This window comes from Ignavibacteriota bacterium, assembly GCA_016212665.1.
Classification (GTDB): domain Bacteria; phylum Bacteroidota; class Ignavibacteria; order UBA10030; family SZUA-254; genus FW602-bin19.
Genome location: JACREZ010000033.1, coordinates 32,972 through 51,592 on the forward strand (window position 1 = coordinate 32,972; position 18,621 = coordinate 51,592).

18 protein-coding genes are annotated in these 18,621 nt (G+C 40.4%); 7 read left to right on the forward strand and 11 right to left on the reverse strand.

The window, feature by feature from the left end; translation table 11 throughout:
- Window positions 1-14: 14 nt before the first annotated feature.
- The 11 genes from HY960_11855 to lpdA form a co-directional block, all read right to left on the reverse strand.
- Complete coding sequence (locus HY960_11855; GenBank protein MBI5216436.1) at window positions 15-602, reverse strand: hypothetical protein; 588 nt, start codon at window positions 600-602, stop codon at window positions 15-17.
- 1 nt (window position 603) lies between these two features.
- A complete protein-coding gene (locus tag HY960_11860; GenBank protein ID MBI5216437.1) occupies window positions 604-1,581 on the reverse strand; it encodes an alpha-ketoacid dehydrogenase subunit beta in 978 nt (325 codons plus the stop codon).
- A 93-nt stretch (window positions 1,582-1,674) separates the two neighbouring features.
- Window positions 1,675-2,664 carry a thiamine pyrophosphate-dependent dehydrogenase E1 component subunit alpha gene (locus tag HY960_11865; protein MBI5216438.1) on the reverse strand — a complete coding sequence of 330 codons (990 nt, stop codon included), beginning with the start codon at window positions 2,662-2,664 and terminating at the stop codon, window positions 1,675-1,677.
- A 45-nt stretch (window positions 2,665-2,709) separates the two neighbouring features.
- Window positions 2,710-3,111 (reverse strand): DUF5618 family protein, encoded by a 402-nt coding sequence (locus HY960_11870; protein MBI5216439.1) that lies wholly within the window; start codon window positions 3,109-3,111, stop codon window positions 2,710-2,712.
- 22 nt (window positions 3,112-3,133) lie between these two features.
- Window positions 3,134-5,158: a dehydrogenase E1 component subunit alpha/beta gene (locus HY960_11875; GenBank protein MBI5216440.1), complete on the reverse strand. Its 2,025-nt coding sequence runs from the start codon at window positions 5,156-5,158 to the stop codon at window positions 3,134-3,136.
- A 62-nt stretch (window positions 5,159-5,220) separates the two neighbouring features.
- A complete protein-coding gene (gene lipB, locus HY960_11880; GenBank protein ID MBI5216441.1) occupies window positions 5,221-5,928 on the reverse strand; it encodes a lipoyl(octanoyl) transferase LipB in 708 nt (235 codons plus the stop codon).
- Complete coding sequence (locus HY960_11885) at window positions 5,928-6,146, reverse strand: YgiT-type zinc finger protein (GenBank protein MBI5216442.1); 219 nt, start codon at window positions 6,144-6,146, stop codon at window positions 5,928-5,930. The genes lipB and HY960_11885 overlap by 1 nt, the downstream gene beginning before the upstream one ends.
- A complete protein-coding gene (locus HY960_11890; GenBank protein ID MBI5216443.1) occupies window positions 6,143-6,445 on the reverse strand; it encodes a DUF4258 domain-containing protein in 303 nt (100 codons plus the stop codon). Before HY960_11890 ends, HY960_11885 begins: the two co-directional genes overlap by 4 nt.
- Window positions 6,446-6,620: 175 nt before the next feature.
- On the reverse strand, window positions 6,621-6,833 hold the full coding sequence (locus HY960_11895; GenBank protein ID MBI5216444.1) for a hypothetical protein: 213 nt from the start codon (window positions 6,831-6,833) through the stop codon (window positions 6,621-6,623).
- On the reverse strand, window positions 6,830-7,150 hold the full coding sequence (locus HY960_11900) for a hypothetical protein (protein ID MBI5216445.1): 321 nt from the start codon (window positions 7,148-7,150) through the stop codon (window positions 6,830-6,832). The genes HY960_11895 and HY960_11900 overlap by 4 nt, the downstream gene beginning before the upstream one ends.
- 36 nt (window positions 7,151-7,186) lie before the next feature.
- Window positions 7,187-8,581, reverse strand: a complete 1,395-nt coding sequence (gene lpdA / locus HY960_11905; protein MBI5216446.1) for a dihydrolipoyl dehydrogenase — start codon at window positions 8,579-8,581, stop codon at window positions 7,187-7,189.
- A 271-nt stretch (window positions 8,582-8,852) separates the two neighbouring features.
- On the opposite strand from lpdA, the gene msrP reads away from it, so the two are divergent.
- The 7 genes from msrP (at window position 8,853) to HY960_11940 (ending at window position 18,420) form a co-directional block, all read left to right on the forward strand.
- Complete coding sequence (gene msrP, locus HY960_11910) at window positions 8,853-9,806, forward strand: protein-methionine-sulfoxide reductase catalytic subunit MsrP (GenBank protein MBI5216447.1); 954 nt, start codon at window positions 8,853-8,855, stop codon at window positions 9,804-9,806.
- 15 nt (window positions 9,807-9,821) lie between these two features.
- Window positions 9,822-10,436, forward strand: a complete 615-nt coding sequence (locus HY960_11915) for a sulfoxide reductase heme-binding subunit YedZ (protein ID MBI5216448.1) — start codon at window positions 9,822-9,824, stop codon at window positions 10,434-10,436.
- 185 nt (window positions 10,437-10,621) lie between these two features.
- Window positions 10,622-11,641 carry a hypothetical protein gene (locus HY960_11920; GenBank protein ID MBI5216449.1) on the forward strand — a complete coding sequence of 340 codons (1,020 nt, stop codon included), beginning with the start codon at window positions 10,622-10,624 and terminating at the stop codon, window positions 11,639-11,641.
- Window positions 11,642-11,762: 121 nt separating this feature from the next.
- Window positions 11,763-12,581 carry a hypothetical protein gene (locus HY960_11925; GenBank protein MBI5216450.1) on the forward strand — a complete coding sequence of 273 codons (819 nt, stop codon included), beginning with the start codon at window positions 11,763-11,765 and terminating at the stop codon, window positions 12,579-12,581.
- A 170-nt stretch (window positions 12,582-12,751) separates the two neighbouring features.
- Window positions 12,752-15,031, forward strand: coding sequence for a hypothetical protein (locus tag HY960_11930; protein ID MBI5216451.1), 2,280 nt, complete (start codon window positions 12,752-12,754; stop codon window positions 15,029-15,031).
- A gap of 314 nt (window positions 15,032-15,345) precedes the next feature.
- Window positions 15,346-15,816: a hypothetical protein gene (locus HY960_11935; GenBank protein ID MBI5216452.1), complete on the forward strand. Its 471-nt coding sequence runs from the start codon at window positions 15,346-15,348 to the stop codon at window positions 15,814-15,816.
- A 498-nt stretch (window positions 15,817-16,314) separates the two neighbouring features.
- A complete protein-coding gene (locus HY960_11940) occupies window positions 16,315-18,420 on the forward strand; it encodes a VCBS repeat-containing protein (GenBank protein MBI5216453.1) in 2,106 nt (701 codons plus the stop codon).
- Window positions 18,421-18,621 lie beyond the last annotated feature (201 nt).

The following is an 18,621-nucleotide window of genomic DNA, read 5'->3' on the forward strand; positions in this document are numbered from 1 at the left end:
TTCCTAAAACTTTCTTATGCTAATGATTTTTTCTTTCGTGCTTTATCAAACACAGGCATATATGCCTTGTCGTTTATTTTTGAAAACTCCTTCAGCGTCTGTTCGACAAACCGAACTTTGTATTTCGGTTTCTTCGAGAGTAATGCCCGTGCTTCATGAAAATCTTTTTCTTCGCCGGAGACAACTTTCTGTATGAGCATATCTTCAAGCGACATGAATTTGACAGTATAATTATTGATGACAACTTTGAGCGAACGACTTGACACTCCCTCTTTTTCAAAGGGCGAATCGGCAAAGATAAAGTCAACCCGCGTTCCTGTTCCTTCGTTGATTGTCGGAAGCACATGCGTTTGCCTGACAAAATTGGCTGGAGAACGAACCATAATCCGCAATTGCATTTTTGCTAATAATTTTTGAAGCGTCGTTCGTTGTTCAACTCCGACACCGAGCGAAATATCAACATCGCTATTGAACGGTTCGACACCATGCAGTTTCATCGCCTGTCCACCCGACACCATGTACGAAATTTTCGCGCTGTCAAGCACAGTGGCAACCTCAACAATAACAGGATTAAAATCCATTTGTAATTTCTTTTCTTTCATATCAATATGCTGCAAGTTTTTGTAATTCTACTACTACTTTTTTTGCGCTCGGAAGAAATGCTTCTTCAAGCGTCGGCGCGTATGGAACGGGCGTATCGAGTGATGCAACGCGACGTATCGGCGCATCAAGAAATTCAAACGCGTGTTCCGTTATCATGGCGGAAATTTCTCCACCGATACCGCCGGTCAATGTGTCTTCATGAACGATTAACACTTTTCCTGTTTTCTTTACTGAACGCAAAATCGCTTCTTTATCAAGAGGCATTAATGAACGTAAGTCAACAACCTCGACTTCGATACCTTCTTTTGCCATTGTCTCTGCGGCTGATAAACTCCAATGAACGCCGTTGTGATAGGTTATGACAGTGATATCTGCTCCTTCACGTTTGATGTCCGCTTTTCCGATTGGGACAATGTAATCATCATCAGGCACTTCGCCTTTGATATGGCGATACAAATATTTATGCTCGAAGTACAACACAGGATTGTTATCACGTATCGCCGCTTTCAGAAGTCCCTTTGCATCATACGGAGTTGATGGGGCAACAAGTTTCAAACCCGGAACATGAAAGAACCACGCTTCAGGATTAATCGAATGAAACGGGCCGCCATGAATTCCACCGCCGGATGGAAGTCGTACAACCATCGGAATCGGCGTGAAATTTCTGTAATGATACTTTGCCGAAATGTTTACAAGTTGATTGAATCCGTTCGATACAAAATCAGAAAATTGCATTTCGGCAACGGGTCTCATTCCCACAAGAGCCGCGCCGCTTGCCGCTCCGAGAATTGCCGCTTCACCAAGCACAGTATCAAGCACCCGCTCTTCTCCGAACTCTTCAACAAATCCTTTTGTAACTTTGAACGCACCGCCGTACGCGCCAATATCTTCGCCAAGCAGAAAGACAGAATTGTCTCGTCTCATTTCTTCGCGGAGACCTTCGGAGATTGCTTCAATGTAGGTTAATGTTTTGTTCATTGGTTGACTGTTGTCGGTTCGTGGTTGCAGGTTTGCGGTTTGAAAAAACTACCAATGACAAATGACCAATGACTATTGACTAATGACAATTTGTTAATCAGCATAAACTCCTTGAGTAACTTCTTCAGATGAAGGATATGAACTTGCTTCCGCTTCCTTCAATGCAGTTTCAATTTCTAATTGAATTTTTACTTGAATTTCTTTTAATGATTTTTCCGTGACGACTTTTTCTTTCAGAAGTTTCTTTTCAAATTGTTCGACTGGGTCTTTCTTCTTCCATTCTTCATGCAATTGTTTCGGAACGTACCACGCGTTATCATGGGCAGCATGTCCGTGCATTCTCATCGTGACAGATTCGATTATTGTCGGACCCTCACCCTTGCGCCCTCGCTCCACTGCATCCTTGCAAACATCATAAACTGCCAAGACGTCTGTCCCATCAACCGTTAGACCGGGAATCCCGTAGCCAATCGCCCTGTCAGATAATTTCTTAACAATAAATTGTTTTGCGATTGGTGTCGAGTAAGCATATTGATTGTTTTCGATAATCAACACAAGCGGAAGTTTCATCACTGATGCCATCATCAATGCTTCATGAACTTCACCGACGCTTGAACCTCCGTCGCCGATGTACGTCATCGCAACAGCATTTTCTTTTCGCATCTTGCTTGCCAACGCCGCTCCGCACGCAACCGGAACCATCGCGCCGAGATTGCTGATGTTTCCATAGATTTTCAAACTTGGGTCTGAATAATGTCCTGTTCCATCACGCCCGCGAGTTAAACTGTTCGCTCGTCCAAGATGTTGTAAGAACATGTTGAGAACGGTTTGACCTTTGACAAAATGCGCTCCGATATCGCGATGCATCGGAAATAGATAGTCGTGTTTCTCCAACGCAAACGCACTACCGACAGCCGTCGCTTCGTTTCCATTTCCGGAATACGCACCGCCAACAATCTTTCCCTGATGATAGAGACGAAGAATTGTATCCTCAAACTCGCGCATAAGGCGCATGAAAAAGTAAAGTTGATGTTTATGTTCTGAAGTCAATTGAATATTTTTCTTGCCGTGTTGTTGAGTCATGACAACGAGAGTTTCTTTATAGATGTATTAACACAAATCAATATCTCAACTCATCATCTTGATGAATCGTTCAGCCGTTTTAAAAATCACTTTGAGAACATTTACATCATAAATCAAACCACGATAGTATCCGGCAATATGAAGCTCATCATAGAGTTTGTCAAAATCTGAAAGCAATCTACCGTTATGAATTGATGCGTAGCGAAATAAAACATCTCGATATGATTCAACGGAACGAGGTAGTTCTTTTTTTCCTACTCCCCTTCGGTCTAAATAACTATCTATCGCTTTGAGAACAGCCAAGTAAGCTGTTCCACAGGCTTCTCGAACATACTTAATATCTATGTAGGTATCGTTTTTAATTTCCGATTTATTCAGTAACTCCTTTGCATTTTGTAAATACCCCAAAGCATCCTTGTCACGCAAAGTGGTTTTAGTTTTTTTCATAGAATTTCCAATATGTTTTGATTTAATAAACTGCTAACTCTTCCAACGCTTTCACAATATCCGAAGTCTGTGGCAACATCACATTCTCAAGTGTCGGCGAATACGGAACCGGTGAATCTTTTGCCGCGACGCGCTTGATTGGCGCATCGAGCCTGGTAAAACATTGTTCAGAAATCAAAGCGGCAATCTCAGCACCGAAACCACTCGTTAGAGTATCTTCATGAGCAATTAAAACCTTTCCGGTTTTCTTTACGGTAGCAAAAATAGTTTCTTCATCTAATGGATTGAGTGTTCGTAAATCAATTACTTCGACACTTGTTCCATTCTCTTCAAGTTTTCTTGCTGCTTCAAGGGAACGCTGAACCAACATTCCCCACGTGATAATCGAAATATCACTCCCCTGCTTCACGACTTTTGCTTTTCCGAAAGGCAAACAAAAATCCGAATCAGGTTCCGGTGAAGTTGCAAAACTTGCGCGGTACAATCCTTTGTGTTCACAGAAAATTACCGGGTCATCAGAACGACACGCGGTTTTCAAAAGTCCTTTTGCATCGGCGGCGTTGGATGGATAGACAACACGTAATCCGGGAATATGTGTGAAAAATCCGTCAATGCTTTGGCTGTGGTACAATCCGCCATGAATGTAACCGCCAACTGCGACTCGAACGACCATCGGACACGACCATTCATTAAAAGAACGGAAACGAAGCACAGCAACTTCTCCGCGCAGTTGCATGAACGAGGGCCAAATATAATCGCCGAATTGAATTTCGACTACGGGTTTGAAACCGCGCACCGAAAGTCCGAACGCCGTTCCAATGATGCTCGCTTCCGCAAGCGGAGAATTGAACACACGTCCCCATCCGAATTTTTTCGTCAACCCTTTCGTAGCGGTGAACACGCCGCCTTTCTCACCGGCGACGTCTTCACCATAAATCAACATCTTGGGATTACGTTCCATCTCTTCCGCCATCGCATGATTGATTGCATCAACCATGACAATCTTCTCTCCAGAATGTTCACGTTCCACAAATCCATCTTTTGGAACGCCGGCATTCGGTGAGTAAACATAGTTCAAAAGATTACTTGCTTCTTGCTGGGATTCTGCTTCCGCTTCATCAGCCGCTTTATCAATTCTTGCAAGAATTTCTTCTTGAATTTGTTTGAGTTCCGATTCACTCAAAACTTTCTGTTCGAGCAAATATTTTTCAAATCTCGGTAACGGGTCAAGTTTCTTATCTCGTTCGAGGTCAGCTTCCGAACGATACTTTCGCTGGTCATCCGACGAAGAATGAGGAAGCAATCGAACAGTGTGAGCCAGAATCAAACTCGGTCCTTCGCCTCTCCGGGCTTTCGCAACGGCATCAGAAGCGGCTTCAAAGGATGCAAGAAAATCACAGCCGTCAACTTCATAACGATTCAATCCTTGGTAACCGCTTGCGAGATGAAACACGGAATCAGCAGCGGTTTGTTCTTGCTTCGTTACAGAGATAGCAAACTTGTTATCCTGAATTAAAAATATGACTGGGAGTTTCGCACGTGCCGCCCAATTAAGCGCTTCATGAAACTCACCTTGACTTGTCGTTCCTTCACCTGCAGAAACATACACAACCTCATCGTTCCCTTCCATCACTGCCCCCATCGCTGTTCCAACCGCTTGTAAAAATTGTGTTCCGGTTGAACTTGATTGAGAAACGATGCGCCACTTCTTTTGTCCCCAATGAAACGGCATGGCAAATCCCGCGCTGCTCGGACCGTTCGCTCGATGCATCGCTTCAAGCATCACTTCTTCAACTGTGTAGCCGAATCCTAATGAAAACGCCATGTCGCGATAATATGGATACGCCCAATCGTAACCGGGCTTCATGGCAAATGCGGTCGCAACCTGTGCGGCTTCATGCCCCGAACCACCAATATGGAAAAAGATTTTTCCCTGACGAAGAAGCACGAGAATCTTGTCATCCGTCTTTCGAGCAGTGTACATCATGCGATATGCTTCAATCAATCTCTCGTTTGAGAGTAATGACTTTGCGTTCACCGACGACATGACTTGCGCCTGTCCGTTATGTTTCTTTTTCTTAGAAATTTCTTTTACAACCGTTGATGACATCAAATACTTTCTTGAAGAACATGTTCCTTTTTGATTTTTTCAAACAAATTTTCCCTGCTAACATTTTCCACACGAACATTAAATACTTTTCCAACATGATGAACAATCTTACTCGAAACTTCTTCCATCGGAACAGTTGTTCCAAGCAAGCGTTCCATCGAAGTAACTCCTTTGTGAAAAATTCCGCACGGAATTATTCTATCAAAGTACGATACATCAGTATTGACATTCAGAGCAAAACCGTGCATCGTTACCCAACGACTCACCTTTACACCAATCGCTGCAATCTTATCATTTCCAACCCAAACGCCGGTGTACTTGTCGTCTCGCGTTGCTGAAATCCCAAATTCAGAAAGTGTTCGAACGATAACTTCTTCGATTTCCCTGAGATAACGATGAATATCGTTGTAGTAATTATTCAAATCAAGAATAGGATAACCGACAAGTTGTCCGGGTCCATGATACGTTACATCTCCCCCGCGATCTATCTCGAACACATCAATGTTGTTTGCTTTTAATTCTTCGCTCTTTGCTAACAGATGATTTTCATCGCTTGATTTGCCAAGCGTAAAAACATGATGATGCTCAGTCAAAAGCAGAACATCATCAATTTCATTCTTCGTCCGAAGTTCAAACAGGCGTTTCTGTAAATCCCATGTTGACTTGTACGAAGTTAATCCCAAAGAAAGAAAAGAAATTTTTTCCATCAGGAATAAACCGGTACTGTTATATATTCGGTAGTTTGTTTAGTTTGTAACTTCTTTAAAATACTATCAGCCACTGAACTTGAGAAAACTCTTTCACCACATACTTCACATTCAAAGTAATTAAGATTTTTCACTACGACTAATTTCCCTTGATGATGAAATTCCGCCTCACCCCTAATGACATCTTTCATCATATTATTGCAGACTAAACATTTCATCTTACTTTCCTATATTGATTTTCAATCCATTCTTCTTCTGACGGTACATATGTTGTAACAACCCAAACAGGGTTAGAATATGAGACCAAAACATGCAACGGTCGTTCCTCTTTAGTTGTTCCAAAAATCAAACATGAAGGTCCATATTTATCATTTGGATATTCTTCGATGATGACTCCATTATTGATCACTTCTGACACTTCATTTTTTGAAATTGCTCTTTCAAGCATTTTTTGCATTGCGTGTTGCGTTAAATAGAATTCAGAAACGATGGAATCACGTATGAAGTCAATATTCATCCTAATGTATCACAAATCCAAAATTGGCAATCCGCAATCCGAAATTATAAGTGAATCGCGTGTCCGTACGCATCTTCCGCCGCTTCCATAATTGCTTCTCTAAATTCCACGTTTCTTCATAATTAGCACAACCAATGTTAAGTGTTTTGAGAGATTCCATGTTTCAAAACAGCGGCTAATTACCAATTACTTCAAATTTGTGTAATACCTTAAAGTAACGTGTAGATTTTTTCAATCCATTCTTTGACCGCTTTACAATATTTTTTTGAACAAATTCGATATCTGAGCCTTCTTTCACAGAATCAAGTATTTCAGGATGATGAACAACCTCTCTGAGAAAATCAAATGTTAAACTGATATTATGATGAACTAATTCTTTGTTTGTCATTTTCGTACCCTTTTAAAATATCTTTGTTTGTACCATTCCCATCGGTCTTTTAGTTCTTGTTCAGCATATGATAAACCATCATCGAGTTTTTCAATTGCAATTGCTTGTTTTTCTTGTTCGCCATTCGGCAACATTATATCTCTATGAAAGAACCCATGAGTACAATCGTAACGGACGATTGGAATCCACGTTGGGTTTGAATATGTTTCGTATTGAACTAAGAGGTCAACGACCTTTCCTTTTTCAACAACGATTTTTATTCTTAATCTTTCTTTAAATTCTCTGTCTAAGTATTTAAAGAATTCCTTTTTTTTCATTACATCAATCCGAAATCGGCAATCCGCAAACCGAAATTACAAGTGAATCGCGTGTCCGTACGCATCTTCCGCCGCTTCCATGATTGCTTCAGAAAGTGTCGGATGTGCGTGAATCGTTCCGGCGATCGTTCCCGAAATTGCTTCAAGAGATTTCGCAACACCAAGTTCTGCAATCATCTCCGTTGCTTCAGCGCCGAGAATATGCGCTCCAAGAAGTTCACCATACTTTGCATCAAAAATCAATTTCACTAAACCATCAGTCTCACCAATTGCTCTCGCTTTTCCGCTCGCTGTGAAAGGAAATCGTCCAACTTTCAATTGATAACCTTCAGCAAGCGCTTTCTCTTCCGTCAATCCTATACTTGCAACCTGCGGCTGACAATAGGTACAACCGGGGATATTCGTGTAATCAATTGGTTGTGGATTTTTTCCGGCAATCGCTTCGATGCAAATAATTCCTTCACGCGAAGCAACGTGCGCAAGCCACGGTGCGCCCGCCACATCTCCGATTGCATACACACCTTCAACATTTGTTCGACTGAAATCATCAACCTGAATCCAACTCTTTTCAACTTTCACTCCGAGCGATTCAAGTCCCATATTCTCGACATTCCCCTGAACACCAATTGCCATCAAAGCGACATCTGCCTTGACTTCTTTCTTAGAGTCTTTTGTTTGAACTGTTACACTGACATCGTTTCCAACCTTAACGCTTTCTACTTTTGCTTCTGTTAAAATTTCAATTCCCTGTTTCTTGAAATTACTCGCGAGCAGTTTCGTCAATTCTTTATCTTCGATTGGAAGAATGTTCGGCAACATTTCCACGATCGTCACTTTTGTACCAAACGAATTGTAAAGATAACCAAACTCAACGCCGATTGCACCTGCCCCAATGACAATCAAACTCTTCGGAACTTCCTGAAGCAGCATCGCCTCAGTACTTGAGATGATTTTCTTTCCATCAAATGTTACTCCGGGAATACTTCTCGGTCTTGCACCTGTTGCAATGATAATATGCTTCGCGGAAACTTCTTCAACCGGTTTTCCTTCTTTCCGAACTTCGACTTTTCTTCTTCCGGTGATAAATCCGAAACCGGAGATATGTTCAACTTTATTTTTCTTGAAAAGATATTCGACTCCTTTCGAATTCTTCAGAGCAACATCTCGGCTTCGTTTGACAATCTTTCCGAAATCGAACGATAAATCCTTATAGGAGATTCCCCATTCATCGGCATGTTTAATTTGATTGTAAATATCCGCGTTCTTGAGAAGGGCTTTCGTGGGAATGCATCCCCAATTGAGACAAACGCCGCCTAACTTGTCACGCTCAACGACGGCAGTTTTGAAACCGAGTTGTGCCGCCCGAATTGCGGCGACATATCCACCCGGACCCCCTCCAATAATCAGAACATCAAACTCTTTTTTAGTCACTATGATACTTTCAAAAATGGGTAAAACGCTGGAAAACTATGCGATTTTATCATGTAGGCGTGAAAAATATAGGAAAAATTGAGGGGAATAACAAGGTAGATTTTCGATTGACGATTTACGATTGAAGATTTATTCTTTGACGTTCATTTCACAAAATCATAATGAAACTGGAAACAGAAAACAGGTAACTGGAAACTAAAGATTGTTGGGAACATTTATTATCTTCTGTCTGTTAGCCTGTTGTCATTTTATCAACTATCAGAGTTCTTTTATGTTAATCAAACATACCGATGACATCAAGTCATCAGAAATTACACCCGAACAACTTTATCTTAACAGAAGAAAATTTATTGCTTCTGCTTCTGCGGCAACCGTTGGATTGGTCGCCGGTACAATCCTCCCATCTTCAATAGCACTTGCTAAACCCGGCGACGACTTCAAACCAAAAAATCCGAGCAAGTACAACACGACCGAAGAATTGACTCCCTACAAAGATGTTACCACGTACAACAATTTTTATGAGTTCGGAGTTGATAAGGAAAACCCTTCCGAGAATGCACACACCCTTAAACCAAAACCGTGGACTGTTTCTGTCGAAGGCGAAGTGAAAAAGCCGGCAAAGTATAATCTTGAAGACTTGATGAAAGGATTGACATTAGAAGACAGAATCTATCGGTTGCGTTGTGTCGAAGCGTGGTCAATGATAATTCCTTGGCTTGGTTTTCCTTTGCGTGATTTGATAAAGCGGTTGGAGCCAACTTCAAAAGCAAAGTACGTAGCATTTGAAACATTGTACGCTCCCGAACAAATGCCCGGACAAAATCGAAGCGTTCTCAAGTGGCCCTACGTTGAAGGACTCCGCATGGATGAAGCAATGAATCCATTGACAATTCTTGCAACAGGTTTGTACGGGAAGCAACTTCCGAATCAAAATGGCGCGCCATTGCGACTTGTCGTTCCTTGGAAATACGGATTTAAAAGCATCAAATCAATTGTGAAGATTAAATTTGTTGAATCTCAGCCACCAACATCGTGGAACATTTCAGCGCCAAGTGAATACGGCTTTTACTCGAACGTTAATCCGGAAGTTGACCATCCGCGATGGAGTCAGTCGAAGGAACGACGTATTGGAGAATTTTTCAAACAAAAAACTCTCATGTTCAATGGATACGCTGACCAAGTTGCAAGCATGTACAGCGGAATGGATTTGAAGAAAAATTTCTGATTGCTGAATTTGAAAATGAATCAAAGACAAACTATAAAGTGGATTGCCAAACCACTTCTTTTCCTTTCATCGTTACTGCCTGTTGCGATTTTAACGTGGCAGTTTTTGAATGATGAACTCAGTGCAAATCCGATTGACGACATTACCGATGCAACCGGGACATGGACGTTGCGGTTCCTGTGCATTACGCTTGCTGTTACTCCGTTGAAGAAAATCTCAGGCTGGAATTGGGTTGGACAATTCCGACGGATGCTTGGGTTGTTTGCGTTCTTTTATGCTTCTCTTCATTTCACAACGTACATTTACTTAGACCAATTCTTCGAATGGGAATCCATAGTAGTTGACGTAGCCAAGCGACCGTTCATTACCGTTGGATTTGCAAGTTTTCTTCTCCTCATTCCCCTTGCTGTAACTTCATTTAATAAAATGATACAATGGCTCGGCGGTAAGCGATGGAAATGGCTTCACCGCCTCGTGTATCTCATCGCAATCGGCGGAGTTATTCATTATCTCTGGCTCGTGAAAGCAGATACACAAAGACCACTGACGTATGGAGTTATCGTACTTGTTCTGCTTTCCATTCGCTTGTACTTCTATCTAAAACAAAAATTCACTTTGAACAAAAGCTAATAGTGGTTACAGGTTACTGGTTTGTGGTTTGAGTTTTTTGATTTCGAGTTTCATATTATGTCCAGTGAGAATATGTAACCTAAAACTAAAACTTCAATGACTCAATCGTAAATCGTCAATCTGGTTTTATTTGCCTTCAATTCAACTCTTAACTATATTCACCCGAAATAAAAACAATCGGGTGAATGAGTTTCAATCCTTCACATATTAAATCGCTATTGCTTCGTGTGCTTGAACATCGTTCGACACATCGCGAGTTGACGGAGTTTATCAATCTCTGCCATAACATGGCTGTCGCATATTTACGAATGAAAAAGACAAACGGGAAATTCAATGCGGAAAATGTAGGATTGACAATTGAAGATTTTGCTTTCGATTCAATAGCAGAGTTGTTCAAATATTCTGATGCAGGATTCCCTGAACTAACTACCTATTTCGAGAATTTCACTCCTCTGGAGTCCGCGTCCGCCGATGAAATTCAGAACGCCCTCCGTTGTCTCATCTTCAGCAACGTTAATCATAGAATTTATCGCTCGTATCGTGAACACGATTCATCGCTCGGTCGCATCATCCGAAATATCAAAGAATATCTTACTGAACACTCTTCACTGAAGATAAAAGATAAATCGGGTGAAAAATATATTTGTAGCAAGGAATGTAAAACAGGATTCTCTCCCGTTACTCCGGAACTGTTCTCCATTCAGTTTTGGGGACGACTTCCTGAACAAACTTCACTGAACAACATGCTATCAGTGATAGCAGAAATTCTTTCTGAACAACCGGAACACCAAAAGATAATTCCGTTAGTTGAAGTTGCGTTGTTGATTCGCTCAGTCTATTCAAGCAAACATACAGGGACTTCATGCTGTGAACAATCTCTTTTCACTCAAGAAGAGTTGAAACTATTTATCAATGAATCGCTCCAACAAACCAAACAATTTCTCCACATATCATATGTTCAGAAAGGTAAACTTACACGAGATGATGCGGCAATTTTCTATCAGACAATCTCCGATATTTTAGACCATGAATTCCTCACGTTCGAACAAGACGGGCTATCATACTTTTCAATAATGAAGAGTCATAGTCCAACGTTAACTCAGGAATTGTATAACCAACATCATCGCGTAATTATTGAATATGTTGCAAAACAGGCAAAAAACGACTTACGCGAGCGATTGAAACGTGAATTGGGGTTTCTGTGAACCATCGAAAATGGAACGATATTATCAATGCAAAAGGAAAAATTCAAAATGAAAATAAATATCAGTTATCTGTTAAATTCGTACAAATGACTAATGACAATTGACCAATGATGATTAACAAATGACAGAAAACCATTTAACAGAACTCGAACTTGACCGGCTTGCCCGTGATTCTGCTCGTCTTAATGAGAGCGAGAAGAATCATCTTGATTTGTGTAATAGTTGCAAAGAGAAATTAAAGTTCTTACAACAATATTATTCGACACTTGAAGGTGAAATGGTAAAACCAATCTCGGAACGAGTTGAAACGCTTTCACGAAAGATAACACGCTCAAACATCATTGAGTTAAGTTTGTACCAACCTCAAATTGATTTGAACAAACTGACCGGAACGGATAACACGATTGTCCTTGCCGCACAGCATGTAGCAGAAGAAACAGGTCGGTTTGTTACTGTTGCTACGTTTGCCTCAGAACCTTCGAAAACATTGGTTCGAATTGTCAAAGATAGATTCGAGCAACAGTATCGCTTCCATGTTCTTGCGGAAAATCCACTTCTCAGTCAGTTGGTGTTGCTTGGAATTGTAGATGAATCAGGTCGTTCGTTCTTTCTCCCAACAAATAAGCAAGGGGTCTCATCCTTCCCGTCTCTGGAAATAATCGAATGGAAACGTTCGGGTGTTACGCTCCATCTCCCTTCAGCTATCCTTACTGTGGAAGATGATAAGGAATATATCACAGACGGAAACTTTTCCTTACTATTACATCCGGAACCGGACACGTTCAAAGCAACAATTACATCAACTACGAACGAACACATCCGTTACGCGCTTATTCTTTTCGATGATGAATCAACCTTAGTGAAAGAAGTGCATTCTCATCAAATCGCCATTCCGCTGACTGCGAATCAAACAATTACAGAAATCCGGTTGTTCAGTTGAGGTTCGTTATCTGTTATCCGTTAGTTGTTATTCGTGAGTGGTTAGTGGTGATTGGTGAGTAGTTTGCACGACCTCCTAAAATCTCTACGCGCTTCAATCGGATGGATAATCCAAGATTGGATAATTCGCTCTATGAGCCGTAGGCAATTGGCAATTCGCAATTCGAAATTATGAATGACCCGTTAACAATAGAAAACAGATTTCAGACTCTCAAGCAATCTCTCCCGCTTCTTTCAAGCAAGAGAATGAAGTTGCTGGAGATTCTTGAGTTTATTGAGCAGTTTTCGTCAGAAGATGCCACACACTATCTTATCGCCTATCTTCCTGAGTTGTTATCTGAAATTACCACATCAATTCTTCAGACAGATTTTACCGGAACAAACCCTGAGTTTCTTTTTCGATTGAAGAATCTGCTTGATGTTTCTTCGAAGGTCTTAAGACAAGATAAGAATGAAGAACTGTCAAGAGCGCTTGAGCATCTCAAACAGGAAGAAGAAAAATTTGCATCGTGGCAACACCAACAAACAAACGGCTTGTTTTCCACAACCAAACCCAAATCTTTTTCGACGGATAAAGTTTGGATTCCTATGGTTGAGCATGAGCCAATCCTCACTGAACTTCCTCCGGAATTTGCAACACTTTCTCAACTACGGGTTGATGTTTCGTTCAGTCCAAAACCCATTCAGCAAGATGAATTACACGTAACACAATTTGCAGAAAACAATAAGAACAACCATCAGGAACTCCGCTCTGCATTAATTGCGGCGAAGGATTTCTTTGAACGGGTAACGCACATTAAAATCAAGCGGAAGTTGATTGTACGATGTACTTTTGAACATGCAAATCTCATCATCGGCGAATCGTTGTGTGCAGGACTTGCCGCAGTTATCTTCACCGACTTGCTTCGACTTCACCAATACAAAGAAGAATTCAGCATCCGTCCCGATGTTGCCATCACCGGAGCGCTCGATTCTTCTGGTAAACTCCTCCCTGTTGATTCCAATGGATTGAAGTTGAAGGTTGAAGCGTGTCTTTTCTCTCCGATTAGATTTCTTGTCGTCCCCAAGCAACAATGCAAAATTAAAAATGAAAAATTTCCCGCAGAGCGGGATGCCGCAAGGCGGCAAAAAAATGAATACCTCGAACCGTCAACCGTTAACCACCTACAACCTACCACCTATGACCTAAAACCTTTTGAAATCGTAGGCATCGAGAACTTCTCCGAACTCTTCTTCAACCGCCGCCTCACTGACTCCCGCCGAATCCCTCTTGCAAAACAAGCAGGGCGCAAACTCTGGAAACACCGTTTACCGATTGCGGCAACGATTATTGTTCTGTTACTTTTAGTGATTTGGAAGATTTTGTATGGACCGATGGATATGAATCCGGTGAGCGCATCATTTGCAGGCGAAATGATGACATTGAAAAATAGAATGGGTGAGTCCGTTGATGTAATGCAAATTGGGTCGGAATCTGTTAATCATCAGTTACACAACCCTCGTATTTTATCCTTTTTGGATATTAACAAAGATGCTATCAACGAAGTATTCTGGATAGAGTATCAGGAAAATACCGGACTTCAAACGGCAGTTATTAAATGTAAAGATATTTCAACAAATGAAATTCTCTGGACTTCTTTGTTAAAAAAATATTTTCATTTTCCGAAAAAGCCGGAAACGAAAGATGATAACTTCATAGCTGGAAACCTTGAAATTGGTGATTTTGATAATAACGGAACTCCGGAAATTATTTTGAAAGGTGGTTCTCCTTACTTTCATCAAATTATTGTCAAACTCGATGCGTCAACGGGAGAGGAGATAGGATGCTATCTCCACATTGGCGGAGTCGGTGAGATAAAAATGATCGATTTGGAAAATGATGGTATAACTGAAATTATTGTTCCATGTATTGACCAACCACTACGTTCAGCAAGTATTTTTATTCTTGACCCTCGTTTCATTACCGGTCATTCTCCTACGCAAGGAGATTATATTACAGAAGGAGTAAAACCGGGGTTAGAACGAACCTATATAAATATTCCAAAAACCATCGTTGGGGAGGCGTTCAAATATCAAATAAAATATTCTCTGTGTTTCATTGAAGACATACAGAAAAAAGATAAGCAGTTCAAAGTTAATGTACACGATGTAAACGGTTCAATCGGAAATCGCGAATATTATAATATCTACACATACTTTAATTTCGACCTTTCTCCTGCCTTCGTCACTACAGGTGACCCGTTCGATATGTTAGCAGAAAGTCTTTTTGTCAATAAACGAATCAACCGATTACCAGATTATGAGTACTTCAATGAGTGGATGAAAACCATAAAATACTGGGATGGCTATCAGTGGGGCAACACACCGACCGTTAACAAACGCTGGCTCCAAGCATTGAAGGAACGGGGTTTACCAATACCTCCGGGGATTCCGGATTCACTCTTACACTAACCTTACGCCTGCCTGCCGAAGGCATGGAAGGTTTTTCATTTATCCTAACCTTCGCAAGGTTATTCCCTTCAAACGAGAGACTTAAGGACCTCTTTGGAACCACGCTTAATACTCTTCGTTCCCTTCGTGGTTAATTTTCTGCAACCCTTCCAATCTGTGACGATATATATTTCAGTAAAGAGTAATCAGTAATCAGAACATTTACCCGTCTCTACTGATGTAATGATAAAATCTTCAATCCCTACGGATTGTAGACATAAATCGTCGATTGTAAATCATAGTTCATATTCATAATCATATAAAGGAAAAACCTTATGCCATACTCAAATATATCAGCAGAACTTCCGGATGCAGATCGCGATGCAGCCATCGATGCATTAAAATCTGCCCGAGCAAAATTACCATTTCTTATCAATCTCACCGCCGAAGAGCGAGGAACAATGCTCAAGATGGGAGATAAATCCGTTTCGTTTGTGTCGAAATCGCTCGACTATTGCAAAGCGAACCCGAACCTCTCACCTCCATATCTCGATGCAACCGAGTTGCAAAAAGATGTTGTGCTCACGCAACAACTTTCACCCATTATGCAGGAACTTGCCTCACTGTTCGAAGCAGTGAGTGATACCTACATGGCAGTCGGGAGCGAAGCATTTACTTCAGCACTCGTATTCTATAATTCGGTCAAAGCCGCATCCAAATCGAACGTCACCGGAATTACCTCAATTTACGATGACCTTAAAACCCGGTTCCCGGGTCGCCCACCAAAATCCGGACCGACACCGTAGTTGGTTATTTGGTGAATAGTGATGGGTTAATTTGTTAATTGGTGAGTCGTGATTGGTGAGTATAAGTGTCGTTCTGAGAACTATTCACTAATTGACTAATCACCGATTAACTATGCACCATTTAACCAGTCACGAATTAACCAATAACCATCCTTTTACTACCTCCGAGGGTCTTTGAAATACCCTCGGAGGTACTTATTTCACTCCCGGAGGGTATTTCATAGTGTCTTTCCGATACCTATTACTCTCTCAAAGAGTATTGAAAATTGGCTCGGAGATACATTTTTGTATCTCCGAGGGTATTAGAAATAGCCAAAAAGGGTATTATAAATACTCTCGGAGGGTATTTTTTGAGTGTTTGAGGGTATTTCTCGGAAAAAGGATGGAAAAATTACAATTGTTACAATAATTTCAAAAGATAATTCTGCAAGGGAAGATATGTGGGACGATTTACTTTTAAAAATTATACATCAATCCATTAATAAAAGGAACCATTTTATGTTAAAAACAATAATTGCTTTTTTCTTAATTACAATGTTTTCTCTAAATAATACTTTTAGTCAAAAAAACTACGATAGAAAATTTCATTCTTACAATGTCGATACTTCTCTTTTTCAAAATAAGTTTGACTTCCCAACAACATATACAACATACGGAATTGCATCTGCAGATTTAAATTCCGATGGACTAATAGACATAGTAACAACAAGTTATGCAGGGGATAAAATCACCGTGTATCAGAATATTGGAATAAGTGATTCAATTGCCTTCAAAAAACTCGATGTCGTCTCACTTAATGCGCCACAGCATCTAACTATTGGTGACATAGATAATGATTACAAACCTGATTTGGTTGTTGTCTCAGGTGCAAATGTAAAATTAGAAGTATACCGTAATAATAGTAGCGTTAATCATATATCATTTGAACCAGCAATAGAAATTGTAAATGCTGTGAATCCAAATTTCTTATCACTTGCCGATTTGAATCATGATCATACTTTAGAAATAATTTCACCCAGTAATAATGTAAATATGGTTTATGTTTATCGAAACATCAGTACGCCAGGAAACATTCTCTTTGATGATATTTTTTCATTTCCGACTGAAGGTTCACCAAATGGAATTTCTGTCGGTGATATAAATAATGATAGCCTAATTGATATTGCAGTCCCGAGCAAAGCAAAGGGAATCGTTTCGGTGTTAGAAAACAATACGTCTACTTCAGAAATTCAATTTTACCCAATGATAAATTTTCCGGTAGGAACTGGACCTGAATATGTAGTAATTAAAGACTTAAATATCGACGGGAAAAATGATCTAACAGTTCTAAATACCAATGGCGGTTTCGGTAATACGTTATCAGTACTGAAGAATATTAACTTCAACGAACATATTGACGCGTCCTCATTCTCAACCCATATTGATTTCACAACAGACTTAGGACCTGTTTACTTAAATATTAACGATTTGGATAATGATAATTATCCAGAGTTAATAGTATCCAATATATTGGGAGCGAGTATATCTGTTTTGAAAAACAACTCATCTTTAGAAGATCTCATCTTTGGTGAAAGGGTTAACTTTGATATCTTGCCAGTGCCTTATTACTTTTCCCTCAATGATTTTGACAATGATTTTGATTTAGATATAGCAGTTACAACACAACATGAGCCTGCCTTTTCTATATTGATTAACAATTCAGATTTCATTCCAGCACCTGTCTTACAATGTCCTAACGACATAGTGGTGTATACTGGCGTTGATAGTAATGTAGCAATTGCATTCTATACACCCTCCGTGCTCAATACTTCAGCTACAGACATTTCTTGTTTTCCTCCGTCAGGTAGTTTGTTTCCTATTGGCATTTCACAAGTGAGGTGTTATGCATCCAATGAAAGCGGAACTGATAGTTGTTCATTTTATGTAACTGTAATTGATTCTCAAAAACCGAAGATAACTCTAACCTGTACCCCTCAATTTTTATGGCCACCTAATCATAAAATGCGACAAATAGATGTAAGTATATCAGCGAGTGATAATTCACAAAATTTCTCGGTTTTACTTCTCTCAGTTACAAGCGATGAAGCAGATAATGGTACTGGGAATGGAGATAAGGTTAACGATATTCAACAAGTCAGCACTGGTAGCCTTGATACCTCTTTCCTTTTGAGAGCTGAAAGAGCAGGCAATGGAAATGGAAGAAATTATTCTGTCACATATTCTGCTATTGATAATAGTGGAAACCAAATTTTCAAAACTATTTTAATTTCTGTTCCTCACAGTCTTAGTAAAGAAACGATTTTATCTGAAAATATTTATCCAGAATATTTCTTTTTACAACAAAACTTCCCCAACCCTTTTAACCCGTCAACTTCCATCAGTTATGCGTTACCAGCACGCAGCCATGTTAAGTTGAGTGTATTCAACTCGCTTGGTCAGCAGGTTGCCGAGTTGGTGAACAGAGAGCAAGATGCAAATTATTATGAAGTGAAATGGGAAGCGACAACTCCGTCCGGTCTCTACCTCTACCGCCTCGACGCCGTCAGCACGGACGACCCGACGAACACGTTCAGTCAGGTAAGGAAGATGTTACTCCTTCGTTAATTGGTAACTTGTGATTAGTGAATCGTGATTCGTGTGAGTGGTGAGTTGAAAACATTTCCTCATTAACCACTCACGAATTAACCACTCACTCTACGAGTCGTAGACCAATTAACGATTCACAAAGCAAAGAGAAAGTCCATCGTCTCCGCCAGCGAGACGGTGGGTTTTTCTTTAGTACGAATGTCTCACACTCTTACGCAG